The 19549-nt window shown below is 72.1% G+C and carries 20 protein-coding genes; 7 read left to right on the top strand and 13 right to left on the bottom strand.

What is annotated here, in order from left to right; all coding sequences use genetic code 11:
* Positions 1–27: 27 nt before the first annotated feature.
* From ABFY03_RS26050 to ABFY03_RS26035, 4 genes are all read right to left on the bottom strand, one after another.
* A complete protein-coding gene (locus tag ABFY03_RS26050) occupies positions 28–1392 on the bottom strand; it encodes a hypothetical protein (protein WP_346170957.1) in 1365 nt (454 codons plus the stop codon).
* Positions 1382–1954 carry a DUF6114 domain-containing protein gene (locus tag ABFY03_RS26045; protein ID WP_319009530.1) on the bottom strand — a complete coding sequence of 191 codons (573 nt, stop codon included), beginning with the start codon at positions 1952–1954 and terminating at the stop codon, positions 1382–1384. The genes ABFY03_RS26050 and ABFY03_RS26045 overlap by 11 nt, the downstream gene beginning before the upstream one ends.
* A 106-nt stretch (positions 1955–2060) precedes the next feature.
* Entirely contained in the window at positions 2061–2729 is a 669-nt protein-coding gene (locus ABFY03_RS26040; protein WP_078868012.1) for a DUF6230 family protein, read from the bottom strand.
* Positions 2730–3357: 628 nt separating this feature from the next.
* Positions 3358–4323 (bottom strand): tetratricopeptide repeat protein, encoded by a 966-nt coding sequence (locus ABFY03_RS26035; RefSeq protein ID WP_319009531.1) that lies wholly within the window; start codon positions 4321–4323, stop codon positions 3358–3360.
* 251 nt (positions 4324–4574) lie between these two features.
* Here ABFY03_RS26035 and ABFY03_RS26030 point away from each other — a divergent pair, with 251 nt between their 5' ends.
* Together ABFY03_RS26030 and ABFY03_RS26025 are read left to right on the top strand one after the other, a co-directional pair.
* Positions 4575–5198, top strand: a complete 624-nt coding sequence (locus ABFY03_RS26030; RefSeq protein ID WP_319009532.1) for a TetR/AcrR family transcriptional regulator — start codon at positions 4575–4577, stop codon at positions 5196–5198.
* A gap of 9 nt (positions 5199–5207) precedes the next feature.
* Entirely contained in the window at positions 5208–5627 is a 420-nt protein-coding gene (locus tag ABFY03_RS26025; RefSeq protein ID WP_319009533.1) for a PPOX class F420-dependent oxidoreductase, read from the top strand.
* Between the two features lie 64 nt (positions 5628–5691).
* Here ABFY03_RS26025 and icmA read toward each other — a convergent pair whose 3' ends face one another.
* The 4 genes from icmA to ABFY03_RS26005 form a co-directional block, all read right to left on the bottom strand.
* On the bottom strand, positions 5692–7392 hold the full coding sequence (gene icmA, locus ABFY03_RS26020) for a coenzyme B12-dependent isobutyryl-CoA mutase large subunit (RefSeq protein WP_319009534.1): 1701 nt from the start codon (positions 7390–7392) through the stop codon (positions 5692–5694).
* A gap of 72 nt (positions 7393–7464) precedes the next feature.
* Positions 7465–7797, bottom strand: coding sequence for a DUF3817 domain-containing protein (locus ABFY03_RS26015; RefSeq protein ID WP_346170956.1), 333 nt, complete (start codon positions 7795–7797; stop codon positions 7465–7467).
* A gap of 43 nt (positions 7798–7840) precedes the next feature.
* Positions 7841–8350 carry a MarR family winged helix-turn-helix transcriptional regulator gene (locus ABFY03_RS26010; protein WP_319009536.1) on the bottom strand — a complete coding sequence of 170 codons (510 nt, stop codon included), beginning with the start codon at positions 8348–8350 and terminating at the stop codon, positions 7841–7843.
* Between the two features lie 31 nt (positions 8351–8381).
* On the bottom strand, positions 8382–9671 hold the full coding sequence (locus ABFY03_RS26005) for an MFS transporter (RefSeq protein ID WP_346170955.1): 1290 nt from the start codon (positions 9669–9671) through the stop codon (positions 8382–8384).
* A gap of 69 nt (positions 9672–9740) precedes the next feature.
* Here ABFY03_RS26005 and ABFY03_RS26000 point away from each other — a divergent pair, with 69 nt between their 5' ends.
* Together ABFY03_RS26000 and ABFY03_RS25995 are read left to right on the top strand one after the other, a co-directional pair.
* Positions 9741–10736 (top strand): ArsR/SmtB family transcription factor, encoded by a 996-nt coding sequence (locus ABFY03_RS26000; protein WP_319009538.1) that lies wholly within the window; start codon positions 9741–9743, stop codon positions 10734–10736.
* Between the two features lie 71 nt (positions 10737–10807).
* Positions 10808–11827, top strand: a complete 1020-nt coding sequence (locus ABFY03_RS25995; protein ID WP_319009539.1) for a glycoside hydrolase family 6 protein — start codon at positions 10808–10810, stop codon at positions 11825–11827.
* Positions 11828–11839: 12 nt separating this feature from the next.
* Here ABFY03_RS25995 and glxA read toward each other — a convergent pair whose 3' ends face one another.
* The 5 genes from glxA to ABFY03_RS25970 all read right to left on the bottom strand — a co-directional run bounded on the left by glxA (position 11840) and on the right by ABFY03_RS25970 (position 17249).
* Complete coding sequence (gene glxA, locus ABFY03_RS25990; protein ID WP_319009540.1) at positions 11840–13807, bottom strand: radical copper oxidase GlxA; 1968 nt, start codon at positions 13805–13807, stop codon at positions 11840–11842.
* A 3-nt stretch (positions 13808–13810) separates the two neighbouring features.
* Positions 13811–15649: a glycosyltransferase family 2 protein gene (locus ABFY03_RS25985; protein ID WP_319009541.1), complete on the bottom strand. Its 1839-nt coding sequence runs from the start codon at positions 15647–15649 to the stop codon at positions 13811–13813.
* Between the two features lie 91 nt (positions 15650–15740).
* Positions 15741–16394, bottom strand: a complete 654-nt coding sequence (locus ABFY03_RS25980) for a TetR/AcrR family transcriptional regulator (protein WP_319009542.1) — start codon at positions 16392–16394, stop codon at positions 15741–15743.
* Positions 16395–16605: 211 nt separating this feature from the next.
* Positions 16606–16899, bottom strand: a complete 294-nt coding sequence (locus tag ABFY03_RS25975) for an MTH1187 family thiamine-binding protein (protein WP_319009543.1) — start codon at positions 16897–16899, stop codon at positions 16606–16608.
* Complete coding sequence (locus ABFY03_RS25970) at positions 16896–17249, bottom strand: DUF3817 domain-containing protein (protein ID WP_319009544.1); 354 nt, start codon at positions 17247–17249, stop codon at positions 16896–16898. The genes ABFY03_RS25975 and ABFY03_RS25970 overlap by 4 nt, the downstream gene beginning before the upstream one ends.
* A 135-nt stretch (positions 17250–17384) precedes the next feature.
* Here ABFY03_RS25970 and ABFY03_RS25965 point away from each other — a divergent pair, with 135 nt between their 5' ends.
* From ABFY03_RS25965 to ABFY03_RS25955, 3 genes are read left to right on the top strand one after another with little or no spacing between them, the layout of a single operon-like run.
* Positions 17385–18023 carry an AIM24 family protein gene (locus ABFY03_RS25965; protein ID WP_319009545.1) on the top strand — a complete coding sequence of 213 codons (639 nt, stop codon included), beginning with the start codon at positions 17385–17387 and terminating at the stop codon, positions 18021–18023.
* Positions 18023–18673, top strand: a complete 651-nt coding sequence (locus ABFY03_RS25960; RefSeq protein ID WP_319009546.1) for an AIM24 family protein — start codon at positions 18023–18025, stop codon at positions 18671–18673. The genes ABFY03_RS25965 and ABFY03_RS25960 overlap by 1 nt, the downstream gene beginning before the upstream one ends.
* A complete protein-coding gene (locus tag ABFY03_RS25955) occupies positions 18670–19455 on the top strand; it encodes an AIM24 family protein (protein ID WP_319009547.1) in 786 nt (261 codons plus the stop codon). The genes ABFY03_RS25960 and ABFY03_RS25955 overlap by 4 nt, the downstream gene beginning before the upstream one ends.
* Positions 19456–19549: the final 94 nt, after the last annotated feature.

The raw sequence follows: 19549 nt of genomic DNA, 5'->3' as shown, positions 1-19549 counted from the left end.
TGTGCGGCTCCCGGGGTGGTACGGGGGTCAGGCCGGCTCGACGGTGTTGCGGAGGTCCTCCACGTGGAGGTTGCCGCCGAACTGGCCCGCCTGCTTGAGCTTCACGTTGGTGAAGAAAACCGCCGGGAGGTCCAGCGGCGGCGGGGACTCCGGGCCGAAGGTGATCGGGATGATGCCCAGGAGGTTGCCCTTCAGCTCCTCCGTGTACATCGTCACCGTGCCGCCGGTGATGGTCGACGTCGAGCCGCGCCGGGAGCGGACGTGGCCGACGCGGCCCTCGGAGTGCTCGGTGATCTGGTGCAGGTCCTTGATGCCCACGTAGGTCGCGGTGAACTTCAGGACCTTCTTCTCCTGGCCGCCGTAGGTCTTCACCTCGACGATGCCGTGGTACTTCAGACCGCTGAGCGTGAGCATCGTGCTCTCCAGGCGCCACGGCTCGTCCGGCAGCAGCGGGATGCCCGGCTCCAGCTCGGCCGCCGCGAGCGCCGCGTCGTCGCGCTCGGGGCACGGGAAGCGGGGCTTGGCGCCGTCGGGTATGTCGGTGTCCCGCTTGGCGTCCAGGCCCTTGACGCCCTCGTCGAGCTCCGCGACCTCGACGCCGGCCTGCTTCGCGGCCTTCTCGATGGCGGCCTTGGTCTTCGCGGCGGCGGCGTCGGCCTTGGAGGCGGCCGTGTCGGCCGTCGTCCTCGTGTCGGCCGTGTCCGTCCGCTCCGCGGGCGCCTCGGTGGGCGCCGGCTCGTCCTCCGTGGCCGCCTTCTGCTGCGGCGCGGCCGTCGTCGCCGACGGGGCCGGGGCGGGCGTCGCGGTGGCGGACGGGGTCGCCGTCGGCTCCCGGTCCGGCGCCAGGCCGTCGAAGAAGTCCGTGATGGCGTCGCCGACGCCCAGCGGGTCGAGCGGGTTGACCGACGTCGTGGGCGTGGGCGTCGGGGCGGGCGCGGCCGTGGTCGCGCCGGCGGCGGACGCCGGCAGGGCGGACGCGGTCGCCGTCGGCTCGGGGGCCGCCGTGGCGGTGGGCGCGGCGGTCGCGGTCGCGGACGGGGTCGCCGCCGGCTCGTCGGACGGCTCGGTCGGCTCGGACGGCTTCGTGGCCGTGGCCGTCGGTTCCGGCTTCGCGGTCTCGGTGGCCTTCGCCGTGGGCGTGGCCGTCGTCTCCTCCGCCGCCGGCTCGTCGGAGCGGGTCACACAGGGGCCGGGGGCGAAGGGGATGTCCTTCTCGTCGGCCAGGGCGGGACTGGGCGCCAGGCCCATGCCCATGAGCACCGCGGTCGGCATGGCGGCGAGCGCCATGGCCTTGCCCGCGGGGCCCTGGATCCTGTTCAGCAGCGTCTTGCGAGGGGCCGCGTGGCGCGGCCCGCTCCTCCCGAGGCCCTGCTGGGTCTCGTCACCCCGCACTGTTCCTCCCGCCGTTGGCGTCGATCGTCGTGTCGGTCGCCGGCCCGTACGCCTCGCGCTGCTCCGGGACCCCGGCCGCCAGGACGGTCTCGGGCTCGGAGTCGGCGTCGTACGCGGTCTCCTCGGAGGCCGCCGGCTCACCGTCGTGCTCCGCGTCGCCGGTCTTCTCGACCGGCGGGGCGGGTGCCCAGGCCGCGGACATGCCGCCGCCGACGAGGGCGAACAAGAACCCGATGACGAGACCGCCGAAGTTCGACACGGGGATGGAGACCAGGCCGAGCACGATCGCCGCGATGCCCGCGAAGACCCGGACGACGGGCTGGAACCACATCGTCAGGCCGAGGGTGAAGAGCAGGACGCCGATGATCAGCGCACCGGCTCCGGCGGTCGTGGCCATGGCCAGGGTGATGTTGCCGAGGCGTACGTCCCCGTACGGGAGGTAGGCGATCGGCACGCTGGCGAAGATCGTGAACAGGCCCGCCCAGAAGGGCCGGGTCTGCCGCCAGACCTTGAACCGGTTCTCCTTGCGGACTTCGGGGGAGGCAGGGGTCTCGGCGCTCATGGAAAACAGCTCCCTGGAAGCGGTGTTGCTGAGAAAGGTGAGGAGACCGGGGCTGGCCCGGTGCAGGTGCGGGCCGCCGGAACGGCCCGCACCCCGGAGCACCAGGTCAGTCCTGGAAGCACTCCTTCTCGGTGCCCCGGTGCAGGGACAGCTTGAGGTCGGGGAGCTTGAAGGTGGCGGCCGTGGTGGCCCACGCCTTCTGCTTGACGTTGGTCAGGACGACCTCTTCGGCGCGCTGCGCGAAGCCGTTCGGGTTGGCCTTGGTGTTGGGCTGGATGCCCTGGCCGCCGTCGTACTTCGGCAGTCCGCCGGCCGCGACGCCGATGTCGATGTTCTTGAAGTCGGCGTCGGCGTCCAGGTAGGAGACATCGAGGTAGATGTCCTTGGCCTGGACCTTGTCCGCGTCCGCGCCGCTCTTCGCGGCGGCCTTGCCGGCCTCCAGGCGCAGGGTGATGTCACCCAGGCCCAGGACCGGGGTCACGACGGACTGGCACATGTTGGTGATCTTGGCGGTGTCGAAGCCGGAGACCGCGACCGGAGCGGCGAACGGCTTGCCCTCCAGGTCCTTGCCCTGGTCGACGCTGCCGTACTGGACGAACTCGGTGCCCTCGAGCTTGTCCGTCGTGACCTTGAACTCCTGGCCGGAGATCGCGAAGGACGCGGCGAGCGCGCCCTGCGCCAGGCCGACACCGATCGCGGCCGTGGCCGCCAGGCTCGGGACCATGACGACGGCGAACCGCTTCCATCTGGTCCCGCCACGAACCTGGGAACTCATGAGAATCCTCCTTCTCGGACGTACATCTCCAGCAGGGGCCCGGGGCCCGTCCTGGGATGGGAGAAGAGCTACGTCCTCGGGAAGGAGAGCGCCGAGGCATCAGGAGACGCGACGCGCGTCCGGATCACCGGCGATCACCCCCGAGCGACAACCATGTGCCGCGCGTGCGCACGGCCCGGTGGACAGGTCCTGCCCGGTGGGAGCAGGAACCCCCCTGTCCGATGGCCGGCAGCCTGGGGCGCCGGCCCGCCCGGTGGGGACCCGCGCCGCGCGTCCCAGGCGGTTGCCGGGGCGTGCGGTTCGGACCGAGCGTGGCCGATCGTGGTCCATTCCCGGCGCCCGCACAAGGGGTTCATTACTCGCTAGTAACGGACGCGTGACCGCGCCATGGCGTGATGCCGTCGGGCGGGCACGCAGGGTGGGGGCGCGAGGTGCGGAAAATCCGCTTATAGGAGGGGGAACCCGGACAGACCCACGGGTTCGATTTACTGCAAGTAACAGCGGCCGCGATTATCAAGATTTGGTAAAGCGCGGCCGCCGATTGTCACCGTGTCGCCAGATCGTCGGACGATCCGGCACCCTCCCCCGCCCTGAGCAGGCGCTTAGTCCCAGGCCGGGGAGCAGGGGCTCAGAACAGCACGCGCGCCAGCGCCTGCCGGGCCGCGATCACCCGCGGGTCCTCGGGGCCGATCACCTCGAACAGCTCGAGGAGGCGGAGCCGTGCCGTGTTCCGGTCGTCGCCGAAGGTCCGGCCGACCGTCTCGACCAGCCGCCCGAAGGCGTCCTGCACATGACCGCCCGCCAGATCCAGGTCGGCGGCGGCGATCTGCGCCTCGACGTCCGCCGGGTGGTCGGCCGCGTTCTTCCGCACCGCCTGCGGGTCCATGCCCTGCACGCGCTGCAGCAGCTCGGCCTGGGCGAGGCCCAGCCTGGCCTCGGGGTGCTCGGGGTCGTCGGCCAGCACGTTCTTGTACGCCTGCACCGCGCCGGCCAGATCGCCCGCGTCCAGGGCGGACATGGCCGCCTCCAGGAGGGCGTCGTACGGACCGGCGACCGGCCGCGCCGCCTCGGAGCCGGCCGCGTCCCGGTCCACCGTGAGGCCGGTGAGACCGAAGCGCTCCTCGCCGACGTGGATCAGCTGGTCGAGGGTCTCGCGGATCTGCGCCTCCGGCACCGCGCCCTGGAAGAGGGGCAGGGCCTGGCCGGCGACGACCGCGAAAACGGCCGGAATTCCCTGGATGCCGAACTGCTGCATCAGCATCTGGTTGGCGTCGACGTCGATCTTCGCGAGCAGGAAACGGCCGTCGTACTCCACGGCCAGCCGCTCCAGGAGCGGACCCAGCTGCTTGCACGGCTCGCACCACTCGGCCCAGAAGTCGAGGACGACCGGGACCTCGGCGGAGCGCTGGAGCACATCGCGCTCGAAGCCCGCCTCGTCGACGTCGATCACGAGGGCGGAGGGCGGCACCGCCGCGGGTCCGCCGTGGCGCGCCGCCTCGGCGCGCGCCTGCTCCGCCTTCGCCTTGGCCTCTCCGGCCGCCTTCACCGCGGCGAGGTCGACGACGCCGCTCATGGACATGTTTCGGGGCTGCATGAGTACATCCTCCCCCTTCCGCGCGCGGAACCGGTAAGCCATGGCTGAACAGCGCCCTCCGCCGAGGGCGCCCGTACCCGCCGGGTCCCCACCCGGCGGTCCTGCATGGTTGTCGCTCAGGCCGCTCGATGCCTTTCGCTACGGGTCGTAGCGTAATGGCCGGGGCCGGGCCCGGGGGAGCATCCGGCCGTGAACTGCCTCACACGTCGGGCCTCTGGCGCCCTACCTACCGGCGAGTATGGTCGTCGTTCATGTGTAGCCGCACCACCCCCCGTACCGGCCGCCCCCGCTCCACCGAGGCCGACGCGGCCATCCTGGAGGCGACCCGCGCGGCCCTGGTGGAGCTGGGCTGGTCGAAACTCACCATGGGCGACGTCGCCGGCCGTGCCGGAGTCGCCAAGACCACCCTGTACCGCCGCTGGGCCAACAAGAACGAACTGGTCGTCGACGCCGTCGCCGTCCTCTTCGATGAACTCGAACTGCCCGACCTGGGTTCCCTCCAGGCCGACATCGAGCATGTGGTCCTCCAGTTCGCCGCCCTCCTGGAGCGGCCGGAGACCAAGACCGCGCTGATGGCCGTCGTCGCCGAGTCGACCCGGGACGTGCCGCTGCGGGAGCGGATCCGCACCTCCATCGTGGAACGCCAGAAACGGCTGGTCCTCGACGGCCGGCGGCGGGCGCAGGAGCGCGGCGAACTCCCCGCGGACCGGGATCCGGTGGCCGTGGACGCGACCGACGACCTGATCTTCGACGTGGTCGCCGGCGCGGTGGTGCACCGGGCGCTGGTGAGCGCCGAGCCGGTGGACGGCCAGTGGGTGGCCCGGCTCTCCGCGCTGCTGGTGGGGGGCCTGGGCGCGGTGGCGCTGCTGGGCTAGCGTGCCCGCATGATCACTCGTACGGACAACCCGCTCTCCGCGGCGGTGCGCGCCCTGCTGGACGACCCGAACCACGCCGTCCTGGCCACGATCCAGCCGGACGGCTCCCCGCAGACCTCGGTGGTGTGGGTGGGCCGGGACGGCGACGACGTCCTGATCTCCAGCCAGGAAGGCCGCCGCAAGGTCAAGAACGTCCGGGCCGACGCCCGGGTCTCCCTCACCCTCCTCGACCGGCGCGACCCCGACCGCTACGCGGAGATACGCGGCACGGCCACGGTCGCCGAGGACGAGGGCCGGGCCCTGGCGGTGGCGCTGGCGGAGAAGTACGAGGGCGCCGGCGCCGGGCAGGAGTACCTGGACCTGCCGCCGGAGAAGGTCCGGGTGACGCTCCGGATCACCCCGTCGAAGGTGCTGGGCTCGGTCCGCTGACGCGGGCGCGCGAAGGGCCGGTACGGAGTCCCGTACCGGCCCTTCGCGCTGTCGCCGGACCGGCTCAGAAGCCGGCGGGCTCCACGTACACGCCCCACTCGTCGCGGAGCACGTCGCAGATCTCGCCGAGGGTGGCCTCGGCGCGGACCGCGTCGAGCATCGGCGGGATCATGTTGGAGCCGTCCCGGGCCGCCGCCAGCATGGCGTCGAGGGAGGCGCGGACCGCGGCCTCGTCGCGCCGGCCCTTGCGCTCGCCGAGGACCCGGACCTGCTCCCACTCGACCTCGTGGCTGACCCGCAGGATCTCCAGGTCGCCGGTGACCGAGCCGTGGTGGACGTTGACGCCCACGACCTTCTTCTCGCCCTTCTCCAGGGCCTGCTGGTAGCGGAAGGCGGACTCGGCGATCTCGCCGGTGAACCAGCCGTCCTCGATGCCGCGCAGGATGCCGGAGGTGATCGGGCCGATCGGGTGCTGACCGTCCGGGTGGGCGCGCAGGCCGCGCTCCTTGATCTGGTCGAAGATCTTCTCGGCGTCGGCCTCGATGCGGTCGGTGAGCTGCTCGACGTACCAGGAACCGCCCAGCGGGTCGGCCACGTTGGCGACGCCGGTCTCCTCCATCAGCACCTGCTGGGTGCGGAGCGCGATCTCGGCGGCCTGCTCGCTGGGGAGCGCGAGGGTCTCGTCGAGCGCGTTGGTGTGGAGGGAGTTGGTGCCGCCGAGGACGGCGGAGAGGGCCTCGACCGCGGTCCGCACGACGTTGTTGTACGGCTGCTGGGCGGTGAGCGAGACGCCGGCGGTCTGGGTGTGGAAGCGGAGCCACTGCGCCTTGTCGGTCTTGGCGCCGTAGACCTCCTTCATCCAGCGGGCCCAGATCCGGCGGGCGGCGCGGAACTTGGCGATCTCCTCGAAGAAGTCGAGGTGCGCGTCGAAGAAGAAGGAGAGGCCGGGCGCGAAGACGTCGACGTCGAGGCCGCGGGAGAGGCCGAGCTCGACGTAGCCGAAGCCGTCGGCGAGGGTGTACGCCAGCTCCTGCGCGGCCGTCGCCCCGGCCTCGCGGATGTGGTAGCCGGAGACGGAGAGCGGCTTGTACGCGGGGATGCCCTGCGCGCAGTGCTCCATCAGGTCGCCGATGAGGCGCAGGTGCGGCTCGGGCGGGAAGAGCCACTCCTTCTGCGCGATGTACTCCTTGAAGATGTCGGTCTGGAGCGTGCCGTTGAGCACGGCCGGATCGACGCCCTGGCGCTCGGCGGCGACCAGGTACATGCAGAAGACGGGGACCGCGGGGCCGGAGATCGTCATCGATGTGGTGACGTCGCCGAGCGGGATGTCCTTGAAGAGGACCTCCATGTCGGCGGCGGAGTCGATGGCGACGCCGCAGTGGCCGACCTCGCCGAGCGAGCGGGGGTCGTCGGAGTCGCGGCCCATCAGGGTGGGCATGTCGAAGGCGACCGAGAGTCCGCCGCCGCCGGCGGCGAGGATCATCTTGTACCGCTCGTTGGTCTGCTCGGCGTTGCCGAAGCCGGCGAACTGGCGGATGGTCCAGGTGCGGCCGCGGTAGCCGGTGGGGTGGAGGCCCCGGGTGAAGGGGTACTCGCCCGGCCAGCCGATGCGCTCGAACCCCTCGTAGCTGTCTCCGGGGCGGGGCCCGTAGACGGGCTCGACCGGGTCGCCGGAGAGCGTGGTGAAGTCGGCGTCCCGCTTGCGGGCCTTGTCGTAACGGGCCTGCCAGCGACGGCGGCCTTCCTCGATGGCGTCAGCGTCCATGCCTTCGAATTTACTAGGACGTCCTAGTAAATGTCGACGGCAGACCCCCGCACATCTGTGCGGGGGTGGGTGTCAGGCGTTGGCGGGAACCGGCTGCGCGCCGCTGACCAGCGGCTTCACCTCGGCGACGACCTTGCGCTCGACGAAGAAGGCGGCGAAGGGGATCGTGCCGGAGAGCAGCACCCACACGATCTTGCCGAACGACCAGCGGGCCTTGGAGCCCAGGTCGAAGGCGAAGACGAGGTAGACGATGTACAGGACACCGTGCAGCTGGGAGACCGCGAAGGTCAGGTCCTCGCCGGTGTCGAAGCCGTACTTGGCGACCATGCAGCCGCAGAGCACGAGCAGCATGACGGCGGTCACGTACGCCATGACGCGGTAGCGGGTCAGCACGCTGGATTTCATGCCGTCGAGCGTAACCGCCCGTTCCGGGCGATCTTCGCCGGGGTCAGCCCTCGTCGAAGTCGTGCGCCGCGACCCGCAGGGGGCGCAGCAGGGCGAAGATCTCGGCGCACTCCTCGGCGTCGTACGCGCCCAGGCCGAACTCCATCTCCATCAGGTCGCGGGTGGCGGACTCGACCACCTCGCGACCCTTCTCGGTGATGGAGGCGAGGGTGCCGCGCCCGTCGTTGGGGTTGGGGCGCTTGTCGACCAGGCCCGACTTCACCAGGCGGTCCACCGTGTTCGTCACCGAGGTGGGGTGGACCATCAGCCGCTCGCCGATCTTCGACATCGGCAGCTCGCCCTCCTTGGAGAAGGTCAGCAGCACCAGGGCCTCGTAGCGGGCGAAGGTCAGCCCGTACGGCTTGACCACGGCGTCCACCTCGGCCAGCAGGATCTGGTGGGCGCGCATGATCGAGGTGATCGCGGCCATCGAGGGGACCGGGCCCCAGCGCTTCTGCCAGAGTTCGTCGGCGCGGGCGATGGGGTCGAAGGGGAGACTGAGCGGCTTCGGCACGCTCCGACCTTACCGACTGGTCATATGGCGGTCAGCCCCGTCTCATCTTTCGGCCGGCCGCCGCGCGGCTCTCGGCCAGCAGGGCGGCGACGGCGACGGTGGCGAGGACCCCGGCGCCCGCGACGGTCAGGTGGACGGGGACGAACTCGGCGACCAGCCCGGCGCCGGCCATGCCGACGCCCTGGACGGTCATCATCCCGGCCGTCATGAGGGTCATGGCCCTCCCCCGCCGCTCCTCCGGGACGGCGGCGACGAACCAGGCGTCGAGCCCGAGGGTGTACGCGCCGGCGGCGCCGGCCAGCACGAGGGCGAGCGCGGCGAGCGCGGGGCCGGGGCGGAGCGCGTAGAGGAGGAAGGGGAGGAAGCCGGCGAGGAGGAGCGGGGCGACCAGCCGGGAGCGGGTGGCGGGGCGCAGCACGGCGCCGGCCAGCAGCTCGCCGGCGATGGTGCCGACGGGCATGGCGCACATGAGGAGGCCGAGGGCGGCGGTGGAGACGCCGAGCTCGTCCGCGTAGGGCGCGGCGAGGGCCTCCGGGACGACGACGAAGAGCGGCGGCACCCAGAAGAGCAGCATCAGGGCCCGGATCCGCCGGTCCCGCAGCAGTGACCAGGTGGCGCCGAGGCCCTCGCGCCGGTCCGCGGCGCGGGCGGGCCGGCGGGCGGTGCCGAGGCGCAGCAGGAGCGCGGAGAGGAGGAAGGTGCCGGCGGTGAGGGCGATGGCGCCGCGCGGGGGCACGGCGGTGAGCAGGACGCCGCCGACGCCGAAGCCGGCGAGCAGGGCGGACTGGGAGACGATCCGGAGGAGGGAGCGGCCGAGGACGAAGAGGTCGCCGTCGCCCAGGATGTCGGCGAGCGTCGCCATCCGCGTCCCCTGGAAGACGGGCGCGACGGCGGCGACGGCGCAGCGCAGCGCGAGGAGCCCGGCGACCGGGGTGGCGGGCAGCACCATCAGCGCGACGGCCCCGGCGCAGACCAGGTCGCAGACGACGAGCACCCGGCGGGGCGGGTGCCGGTCGGCGAGCCCGGCCAGCAGGGTGCCGCCGAGGAGGTACGGGAGGAAGCCGAGGGCGAAGGTGAGGGAGGAGAGCAGCGGGGAGCGCGTGAGGTCGTAGACGAGCACGGTGAGCGCGATCTCGCTGACGACGAGCCCGAGCAGTGACAGCAGGTGCGCCCCGAACACCCACCGGAACTCCCGGACCCGGAAGACGGCGGCGTAACCGGTCGGGGAGGCGTCGGCGGCTCCGGCCGCGGGCGCGGCCGTGGGCTCCGGCGGGGGCGGGGTCTCGGACGCGGCGGCGGCGGTGGGTGTGGTCGGGGGCATGGCCGCAGCCTGCGGTGCGGGGGCCGCCGGGCCTAGACTTTCGGCTCCAGCCGAATCTTGGGGGCCCGGGTGCCGTATCACCTCGTCTTCGGTGAGGCCGATCCGCTGCGGATCCGGTTCGCCGTGTCGCCGCTGTGGGAGACCCAGTCGGCCGTGCGGGTGCTCGCGCGGCCGGGGCAGCAGGGGTACCACCTGCCGTGGCTGCGGCGGATCGGCGGGGCGGCGCGGGAGCTGGAGCTGGCGCCGCTGCAGCTGCTCATGCCGGTGCGGGGGCATTCGCCGGACTTCCTGTACCCGCCGCCGCTGGGGCCCGCCGCCTCCTTCGAGGAGGAGCTGGCCGCCGTGCGGGCGGTCGATCCGGCGCTGGTCGGGCCGGATCTCGCCCGGGCGCTGGCCGGTACGCCGGGGGCGGCGGAGAGCGCGGAGGGCCGGCGGCTGCTCGCCGACCCCGCGGGCGCGGTGGAGCGGCTGGCGGATCTGCTGGAGGCCGCCTGGGAGGCGCTGATCGCCCCGCACTGGCCCCGGCTGCGGGCGCTGCTCGAAGCGGACGTCGCGTACCACTCGCGGCGGCTGGCGGAGGGCGGTCTGGAGCGGCTGCTGGGCGAGCTGCACCCGTCCTTCACCTGGGACCCGGAGGCGGCGGTCCTGGAGGTGGGCGGCTACCGCGGCGAGCACGTGCGGGCGCTGGGCGGGCAGGGGCTCGTGCTGATGCCGTCGGTGTTCATCTGGCCGGAGGTGGTGAGCGGTTTCGAGGAGCCGTGGCAGCCGACGGTGGTGTATCCGGTGCGCGGGATCGGCGGGCTGTGGACGGAGTCGCGGGAGCGGACGCCGGAGGCCCTGGCCCGGCTGCTCGGCCCGGTCCGGGCGGACGTGCTGTGCGCGCTCGACGAGCCGACGGGGACGACGGCCCTCGCGCACCGACTGGGGCGGGCGCCGTCGTCGGTCTCGGCGCACCTCTCCGTGCTGCGGGACGCGGGGCTGCTGACCGCGCGCCGTTACGGCCACCAGGTGCTGTACGAGCGGACGCCGCTGGGGATCGCGGTGTCGCAGCCGGACGTCGGCTGACCGTCATGTCACGATACGTCCCGTTGGTTCCGCCACCGCCACTCCCCTGTGCTGCCGACCCTGGGGGCCGGATGTCCCGCCGTACCACCGCCACCGCCTTCGCCCTCGCGACCGTCCTGCTGCTGACCGGTGGCGGATGCTCCTCCGACGGGCCCGCCCCCTCCCCCGTCGGCCCGCCCGCGACGAAGGGCGAGGCCCCGGCGCCCACCGGCGGTTCGCCGTTCTGGGTGGACCCGGAGAGCGACGCGGCGAAGCAGGTGCGCCAGTACGAGGCGCAGGGCCGCACCGACGACGCCCGGGTGCTGAAGCGGATCTCGGAGCAGCCGGTCGCGGACTGGCCGGCCGGGGACGACCCGGTGCCGGAGATCCTGCGGGCGGTGCGCGGGGCGACGGCCGAGAACCGGACGGCGGTCTTCGTGGCGTACAACATCCCGCACCGGGACTGCGGCATGTACTCGGCGGGCGGGGCGCCCGACGGGCAGGCGTACCGGGAGTGGGTGGACGCCTTCGCGTCGGCGATCGGGGACGCCTCGGCGGTGGTGGTGCTCGAACCGGACGCGGTGCCGCACATGGTGGACGGCTGCACGCCGGGCCAGTACCACGAGGAGCGGTCGCGGCTGCTGACGGAGGCGATCGAGCGGCTGAAGCGGCAGCCGCGGACCCGGGTCTACCTGGACGCGGGGAACCCGGCGTGGATCGACGATCCGGGGAAGCTGGTGGAGCCGCTGCGGCGGGCGGGGATCTCCCGCGCGGACGGCTTCTCGCTGAACGTGTCGAACTTCCAGACCAACGCCGCGGTGCGGGACTTCGGGGCGACCCTGTCGGGGCTGCTCGGCGGGATGCACTTCACGATCGACACCAGCCGGAACGGCGCCGGCCCCCTCCCGGGCGACCGGGCGGATGCCTGGTGCAATCCCCCGGGCCGGTCGCTCGGCGTGCCGCCGACGGACCGGACCGGGGACGCGCTGGTGGACGCGTATCTGTGGATCAAGCGTCCGGGGGACTCGGACGGGCAGTGCCGGGGCGGCCCGGCGGCCGGGACCTGGTGGCCGGACTACGCGCTCGGTCTCGCCCGCCGCGCGGAGTCCTGACCGTGTCCGGCGTCAGTCCCCCTTCACCTGGACCCAGGTGGCCTCCGAGGGGATGCCGGCGTCGTCGGTGACGAAGAGCATGTACCAGCCGGGCGGCACGAGGGTGCGGTCCTCGGGGGCGTCCACGGTGACGGTGAGCCCGTCCTTGCCCCTGGTCAGCTCCAGGGCCACCGAGCGCTGTTCGACGTCGGTGGTGTGGGTGACGGCGCTGGGCCGCATGAGGCGGGCCTTGGCGATCCGGCCTGCGTCCTTGGTCTTGAAGGTGGCGCGGCCGTTCCGGTCGAGCTCCCGCGGGCCCTCGCCGAGGGTCGGCCGGTCGGCGCCGGCCTTGTGCAGGTAGGGCGGGGTGAAGACCTCGATGCGCTGCTCGAAGGTGCCGAGCTTGGTGTTGTCCTTGTCGTCGAAGAGCGGGTCGGAGCCGAAGGTGGCGACCCGGCCGTCGGGCAGCAGCAGCGCCTCCGAGTGGTAGTTGCGGCCGACGGTGGGGTCGGCGGCGGCCGCGAAGGCGTTGGCGGCGGGGTCGTAGAACTGGGCCTTGAGGATGTCGCTGCCGCCGCGGCCGCGGTAGTCGCGCGAGCCGCCGGTGGTGAAGACGGTGTCGTCGGGGAGCAGGACGCTGCTGAGGTAGCGGGTGCCCTGCGGGAGGGCGGGGCCGTCCCGGAAGGTCGGGCTGTCGGTGTTCAGGTCGACGATGGAGGTGCGCGCGGTGGACTTGGCGGACTCGCCGACCCCGCCGCCGCCGAGGACCATCACCTTCTGCGCCTGCGCCGGCGGCAGGATCAGCGAGGCGGAGGTCTCCAGCTGGTCGGGGTCGGTCAGGCCCGGCAGGGTGGTGAACTTGTTGGTCTTCAGGTCCCACAGGCCCGGCGCGCGGCCCTTCTCGGCGGGCCCGTAGCCGGCGTTGGAGCCGGTGTAGAGGAGCTTGCCGCCCTTGGTGAGGAAGAGCGAGGGGTAGGTGGGGAAGTAGCGGAAGGGGCCCTTGCTCCACTTCTTGGTGACGGGGTCGTAGATCTCGTTGTCGCCGGGGACGACGTCGCCGACGTCGTTGAGCCCGGAGACGGCGAGGACCTTGCCGTCCTGGAGGCCGACGAGGGTCGGGTACCAGCGGGCGTCCTTCATCGGGGCGACCGGGATGTACTTCTCCGCCTTGGGGTCGAACTCGTAGGCGGCCTTGATGCCCTGGAAGTCCTGCTTCTCGGTGGTGAGCTTCTGGGCGAGGCCGTACACGTTGTCCGCCTGCTCGCCCTTGAGCCCGACGACCTCGTACTGGGCGGCCTCGGTGGTGAGGCCCTGCGGGCCCTCCTCGACGGCCTCGACGAAGACCCGGGCCTCGGCCGCGGTCACCTTGGTCTTCCACGGCTTCATCTGGCCGCTCTTGAAGTACGAGATCTCGAACTCGCGCTTCGCCTTGGGGACGGTGACGTCGGTGGTGGTCACGTACTCGACCCCGGACGGGGAGCGGAAGCGGGTGCCCTTCTTCAGCGTGACGGCCTTGTCGGGGCTCTCGTTCTTCACCCGCATCCCGCCGCCGGCCTTCTTGACCCCGCCGTCGAGGACCTCGTAGCGGGCGGTGCCGCCGGCCACCAGGAGCCGCCCGTCGGGGAGCTGGCTGTGGCCGGCGCAGAAGAAGTCCTCGGGGGTGGGGATCTTCTTGAAGGTGTTCTTCACCGGGTCCCACAGGACGGTGTCGAAGGTCCCCGCGTCGAAGTTCTTCTGGTTGTTGCCGGAGCCGGCGATCAGCAGCACCTTGCCGGTGTGCAGCAGGGCGGCGTGGATGGCGTTGATCCGGGCCCCGTCGGGGACGGAGACGCCGCCCCAGGAGCCGTACTTCTTCTTGTAGCCGGGCTGGGCGATCTTGTAGGCGTGGTACTTCTCCGAGGCGAAGGAGACGGCGGCGGGGGCGTTGAGCGCCGCGAGGACGACGACGGCGCCGCTGCCGAGCAGGGTCTTCTTGAACTTCTTGGACGGCCGGTAGGCCATGGATCAGTTCCCTCCGGTCGTCGTGGGCGCGGGGGTCGCGGGCGGGTGCGGGGGCAGGGGCGGGAACTGCGGCAGCGGCGGTACGGTGCGCAGCTCGATCCCCTTCGGGGCGAGGGCGAGACGGCGGTCGCGGGTCCGCGTGCGGGCCCGCTCGCGGAGCGCCCGGGCCCGCCGGTCACGCAGCAGGGTCCAGGTCCAGACGGTGACCGGGGCGAGCGCGATGACCAGGGCGAGGACCGCCCAGGTGCGCATGGCCGCGTGGGTGTGGTCGAAGCGGACCGAGGCCACCAGGGAGGCGACGAGGACGACCGCCCAGTAGAGGTGGATGCGGAAGGTGAGGACCCGGTCGGGGCTGGCGGCGCCGCCCTTGGGGGTGACGACGAAGCGACCGCGGGTGCGCAGCAGCGCGGAGCCGAGGGACTTCAGGTAGATGGGCGCGGAGAGCGCGGACATCACCATGCCGGCGAGGCCGCCGGAGCCCTCGGGTTCGTGCGGGGAGACGTTGTGGCGGCGGTTCCAGAGGTAGAGGCCGATCTGGAGGGCGACGGCGTCGCTGTAGATCATGAGCCAGACCTGGGAGGAGACCTGGGTGCCGGAGGCGCCGAGCCACAGGTAGAGGACGCAGCTGAGGATGCCGAGCAGCCAGTTGACGGCCGTCATGGGGTAGTAGACGAGCATCAGCGTGTAGTTGAGGAGGCGGCCGGGCGGCATGCTGAACGGCGCCTTCCAGTACTGCTTGATGATCGTCTCGTACGTCCCCCGGGACCAGCGGAGCTGCTGGGTGAAGAAGTCCGTCCAGGACTCGGGGCCCTCGCCGACGGCGAGCACGTCGGGGGTGTAGACGGAGCGCCAGCGGCGGCCGGTGGCCGGGTTCTTGCGGCGGTGCAGCTCGAAGCCGGTGGCCATGTCCTCGGTGATGGAGTCGTAGAGGCCGCCGATCTGCTTGAGCGCGGCGATCCGGACGACGTTGTTGGTGCCGACGAACATGGGGGCGCGGTAGCGGTTCCCGGCGCGCTGGATGAGCGCGTGGAAGAGGAACTGCTGGGACTCGGCGGCCTTGGTGACGGCACCGGTGTAGTTGCCGTAGACCTGCGGTCCGACGACGAAGGCGATGTCGGGGTCGCGGAAGTAGCCGAGCATCCGCTCCAGGAAGTTCGGGAGCGGGACGTGGTCGGTGTCGACCGAGGCGAAGTAGTCGTAGGCGTCGCCGTGCATGGCGAGCCAGGCGTTGTAGTTGCCGTGCTTGGTCTTCGCCTTGTGGGGGCCCTTGCGGCGGTTCCACTCGGGCACGCCGGCCCGGGTGAAGTGCCGGACGCCGAGTTCGGCGCAGAGGGCCTTGGCCTCGTCGGAGTCGCCCTCGTCGAGGAGCCAGACGTGCAGGGTGCCGTCGTGCCGCATGCGGACGGCGGCCTCCAGGGTGCCGCGCACCATGGCGAGGGGTTCCTTGCCGGGCACGTACGTGGTGAGGAAGGCGACCCGGGTGCCCTTCGCGGGGTACACCGGGACGGGGTCGCGGGCGACCATGGTGGCGTGCGCGATCGAGGTGACGTTCACCAGCATGAAGAGGCAGATGAGGCCGATCGACACGAGCATCACCGTGTCGTACGGCACCCGCCAGGTGTCGTCGCCCTCGCGGACGGTCCAGTGGGTGGGCCAGACCAGGTAGGCCAGGAGCACCGCGGAGAGCAGCGGCGCGAGGGCCATGAGGAGGACGGCTCGTATTCGGTGCGGTTCCTTCGAGAGCAGACTCGTGTACTGCACCTGGTACTCCGCCGTGTCCGGTTCCGTGAGGGGACCGGCGAGTCGGCTGTAGGTGTCGTAGTCGTAGCCTCCCGGCCGCACGGTGCCTCCAGCTGTCGTCGATCGGGTCGATATCCCCACGAAAAGGGACATCATCCGGCGTGTCGACTGGAGTACTCCGAGTGAGGGCGTTCTAGCGCCCCCGTCCACCCGATCGACGCAGCGTGTAGGCGACCGCCTTCCGCGCCACCGGGTTCAGCTCCTCCACCGCGGCGATCAGCGCGCCCAGCTGCTCCAGCGCGGTCAGGGCCGCCTCGGCGCCCTCCGGGTCGACGCCCTCGTAGAGTTCGAGCCCGACGAAGGAGGCGGCCACGGCCCGGGCCAGCCCGGCGGGGTCGGCGAAGCCGTCCAGCGGGGTGCCGGCGAGCACCCGCCGCAGCACGGCCTCGATCTCCTCGACCCACAGGTCGAGCCCGGCGGCGGTGGCGGGCGCGAGCCTGGGGTGGCTCTGGGCGCCGGCCAGCAGCTGGGCGAGGACGGCGACGTGCCCGGCGTCCCGCTCCTCCTCGTGCATCCGGCGGCCGAAGGCGAGCAGCTCGGTGAGACCGGTGACGGCCCGGAGCCGGTCGCGGTGGCGGGCCACCCGCTGCTCGGCCCCGCGCCGGCAGGCGGCGGCGAGCAGCTCGTCGACGGACCCGAAGTGGTAGAAGACCAGCGCCTGGTTGACCCCCGCGGCGGCGGCGACGGACCGGGCGGAGGTCCCGGTGATCCCGTGCTCGACGAGCGATCGCAGCGCGCCGTCGAGCAGCTTCTCGCGGGTCTCCCGCCCCTTGGCGTCCTGAGCCATCCCACCCCTTCCCGCGGACGCGGCGCGCCGCCGGCCCGGTGGCACTCCCCCGCGGAGACACCGGCGCCGGCGGTGGCCGGAGAACGGGGTCACCCCGTCTTGAGCGCTCGCTCAAGGAGGACGGTAGCGGATGTTGAGCATCCGCTCAAAGTCTCCCCGGGAAACGACGAAGCCCCTGGCCGGAGGGCCAGGGGCGTCGGATGCGGCGGACTCAGCCGGCCAGGTGGCGCTCCACCGTCTCGACCTTGGCGGTGAGACCGTCGGTCACGCCGGGCCGGATGTCGGCCTTGAGGACGAGGGAGACGCGCGGGGCACGGGCCTCGACGGCCGCGACGGCCCGCTTCACCACGTCCATGACCTCGTCCCACTCCCCCTCGACGCTGGTGAACATGGCGTCGGTGCGGTTCGGCAGGCCGGACTCGCGGACCACCCGGACGGCGTCGGCGACGTACGCGCCGACCTCCTCGCCGACACCGAGCGGGGTGACGGAGAACGCGACGATCACGCCTTCACCGCGCCCTCGGCGGCCTCGGCGCGGGCCCGGGAGGCGACGACGGCCGCCTCGGCCTCGGCCTTCAGCTTGCGGTCGGCGAAGAAGCCGCCGAAGGGCAGGACGGAGAGGACGAAGTAGACCGCCGCGGTGCCGAAGCTCCACTTGGTGCGGTTCCAGGCGTCCAGCCAGAAGAGCACGTACAGCACGAAGAGCAGGCCGTGGACGGCGCCCATCACCGGCACCGCGTTGAAGTCCGTGGTCCGCTTCAGCACCGAGCAGACCAGCAGGAGCAGGAACGAGACGGCCTCGGGCGCGGAGACGAGCCGGAGGCGGTGGAGCGAGGAAGCGGTCTTGAGGTCCACGGAGGGGTCACCTTCGTTCGAGCCGATGAGCAGGCTGCCGAGCCGATCTTGTGAACGGATGCACAAGGGCGGGCGGGTCCATTGTGCATGCCGACTTTGCTGTCTCTTTATCCGGGTCCCCGCTACCTTCGACCGGTGGCTACGTTCCGACTCCAAGGCAGCAAGGTGCTCGCCGTGACGATGACCGGCGACGCCGTCAAGGCGAAGAACGGCTCGATGGTCGCCTACGACGGGCAGATGGCGTTCAAGAAGATGAGCGGCGGCGGGGAGGGCCTGCGCGGCATGGTCACCCGGCGGCTGACCGGGGAGCAGATGGAGGTGATGGAGGTCAGGGGCCAGGGGACCTGCTGGTTCGCCGACCGGGCCTCCGAGATCAACCTCGTCCAGCTGCACGGCGACAAGCTGTGGGTGGAGGCGAGCAACCTGCTCTGCACCGACGCGGGGCTGCGCACCGGCACCACCTTCACCGGGCTGCGCGGCGGCGCGACCGGCAACGGCCTCTTCACCACCACGGTGGAGGGCACCGGCCAGGCGGCGATCATGTCCGACGGCCCGGCGACGGTGCTCCGGGTGACCCCGCAGTACCCGCTGTCGGTCGACCCGGGCGCGTACATCGCCCACCAGGGCAACCTCCAGCAGCACTTCCAGTCGGGTGTGACCTTCCGCACCCTGATCGGCGAGGGCGGCGGCGAGGCGTTCCAGATCCGCTTCGAGGGCGACGGCCTCGTCTATGTGCAGCCGAGCGAGCGCAACACGATCGGAGGGGACGTCTAGTGCCGTTCCGTGAGATCAACTCGAAGATGGTCGAGGCGACCGTGATCCCCGGTCAGCGCCTCTTCAGTCAGCGCGGCGCGATGCTCGCGTACCGCGGGGACGTCACGTTCACGCCGAACATGGCGGGCGGTCAGGGCGGCCTGATGTCGATGATCGGCCGCCGGGTGGCCGGCGAGGCGACGCCGCTGATGACCGTGGAGGGCAGCGGCACCGTGATGTTCGGGCACGGCGGCCACCACATCCAGGTGATCGCGCTGACCGGCGACACCCTCTACGTGGAGGCGGACCGGCTGCTCGCCTTCGACGGCACCCTGGAGCAGGGCACCATGTTCATGGGCTCGCAGGGCGGCGTGATGGGGCTGGTCCGCGGCCAGGTGACCGGCCAGGGCCTCTTCACCACGACCCTCAAGGGCCACGGCTCGGTGGCGGTCATGGCGCACGGCGGGGTGATCGAGCTGCCGATCACGCCGGGCCGTCCGGTGCACGTCGACCCGCAGGCGTACGTGGCCCACCACGGCGACGTCCGCAACAAGCTCTCGACGGCGCTGGGCTGGCGGGACATGGTGGGCCGCGGCTCCGGCGAGGCGTTCCAGCTGGAGCTCAGCGGCAGCGGTGCGGTGTACGTCCAGGCGTCGGAGGAGAAGCTGTGAGCACCCCTGTCATCCACGATCCGCACACCCTGCCGTCGGACGACAACGTCAACGCGTACACCTTCTGCGTGGAGCTGAAGGGCTCCCCCTGGTTCCTGCAGAAGGGGAAGATGATCGCCTACTACGGGCGGATCGAGTTCAACGGGATCGGGCACGGACGGCTCGACCGGCTGGTGCGGACCGCCTTCCACTCGCCGCTGCACGCGAGCGACTGGGTGGTGGCCGAGGGCACCGGCAAGATGCTGCTGGCGGACCGGGCCTTCGACGTGAACTCGTACGACCTGGACGAGGGCAACCTGACGATCCGTTCGGGGAACCTGCTGGCCTACCAGCCGACGCTGGCGCTGAAGCAGTCGATCGTGCCGGGCTTCGTGACGCTGATCGGCACGGGCAAGTTCGTGGCCGCGTCGAACGGGCCGGTGGTCTTCATGGAGCCGCCGCTGCGGGTGGACCCGCAGGCGCTGGTCGGCTGGGCGGACTGCCCCTCCCCCTGCCACCACTACGACCACGCCTACCTGACGGGCGTGATGGGCGGCGTGCGGGCCCTGACGGGCATCGGGGGCTCCTCGGGCGAGGAGCACCAGTTCGAGTTCGTCGGCGCGGGCACGGTGCTGCTCCAGTCGACGGAGCTGCTGATGGCGGAGCGGGCGATCGGCGGTCCGCCGGCCCAGGCGGGGGTGCCGGGCGGGCACGGAGCGCACGGTTCCGGCCAGGCGGCGCAGGGTGCGGTACCGCGCCTTCCCGGCCAGCTGGGCGACCTGCAGCGGCGCTTCGGGCTGTGAGCGGTACTCTGCGGAGCGTGACGCGTCGAACGGCCGCGCGGGGCGCGCGGCCGGCCTGGCGGGTGCCGAGCGTCACCCCGCAGATATCGTCAAG

Source organism: Streptomyces roseofulvus (assembly GCF_039534915.1).
Taxonomy (GTDB): domain Bacteria; phylum Actinomycetota; class Actinomycetes; order Streptomycetales; family Streptomycetaceae; genus Streptomyces; species Streptomyces roseofulvus.
The sequence above is the reverse complement of the archived record's forward strand: the minus strand, read 5'-3'. Positions and strand labels throughout refer to the sequence as shown.

Bases quoted from the DNA above. Each gene is read 5' to 3' on its own strand.
- ABFY03_RS26040 (WP_078868012.1), bottom strand. From the start codon at position 2,729: ATGAGTTCCCAGGTTCGTGGCGGGACCAGATGGAAGCGGTTCGCCGTC.
- ABFY03_RS25995 (WP_319009539.1), top strand. From the start codon at position 10,808: ATGTCCCGCCGTACCACCGCCACCGCCTTCGCCCTCGCGACCGTCCTG.
- ABFY03_RS26035 (WP_319009531.1), bottom strand. From the start codon at position 4,323: ATGCAGCCCCGAAACATGTCCATGAGCGGCGTCGTCGACCTCGCCGCG.
- glxA (WP_319009540.1), bottom strand. From the start codon at position 13,807: ATGGCCTACCGGCCGTCCAAGAAGTTCAAGAAGACCCTGCTCGGCAGC.
- ABFY03_RS26045 (WP_319009530.1), bottom strand. From the start codon at position 1,954: ATGAGCGCCGAGACCCCTGCCTCCCCCGAAGTCCGCAAGGAGAACCGG.
- ABFY03_RS25980 (WP_319009542.1), bottom strand. From the start codon at position 16,394: ATGGCTCAGGACGCCAAGGGGCGGGAGACCCGCGAGAAGCTGCTCGAC.
- ABFY03_RS26030 (WP_319009532.1), top strand. From the start codon at position 4,575: ATGTGTAGCCGCACCACCCCCCGTACCGGCCGCCCCCGCTCCACCGAG.
- ABFY03_RS26005 (WP_346170955.1), bottom strand. From the start codon at position 9,671: ATGCCCCCGACCACACCCACCGCCGCCGCCGCGTCCGAGACCCCGCCC.
- icmA (WP_319009534.1), bottom strand. From the start codon at position 7,392: ATGGACGCTGACGCCATCGAGGAAGGCCGCCGTCGCTGGCAGGCCCGT.
- ABFY03_RS26025 (WP_319009533.1), top strand. From the start codon at position 5,208: ATGATCACTCGTACGGACAACCCGCTCTCCGCGGCGGTGCGCGCCCTG.
- ABFY03_RS26015 (WP_346170956.1), bottom strand. From the start codon at position 7,797: ATGAAATCCAGCGTGCTGACCCGCTACCGCGTCATGGCGTACGTGACC.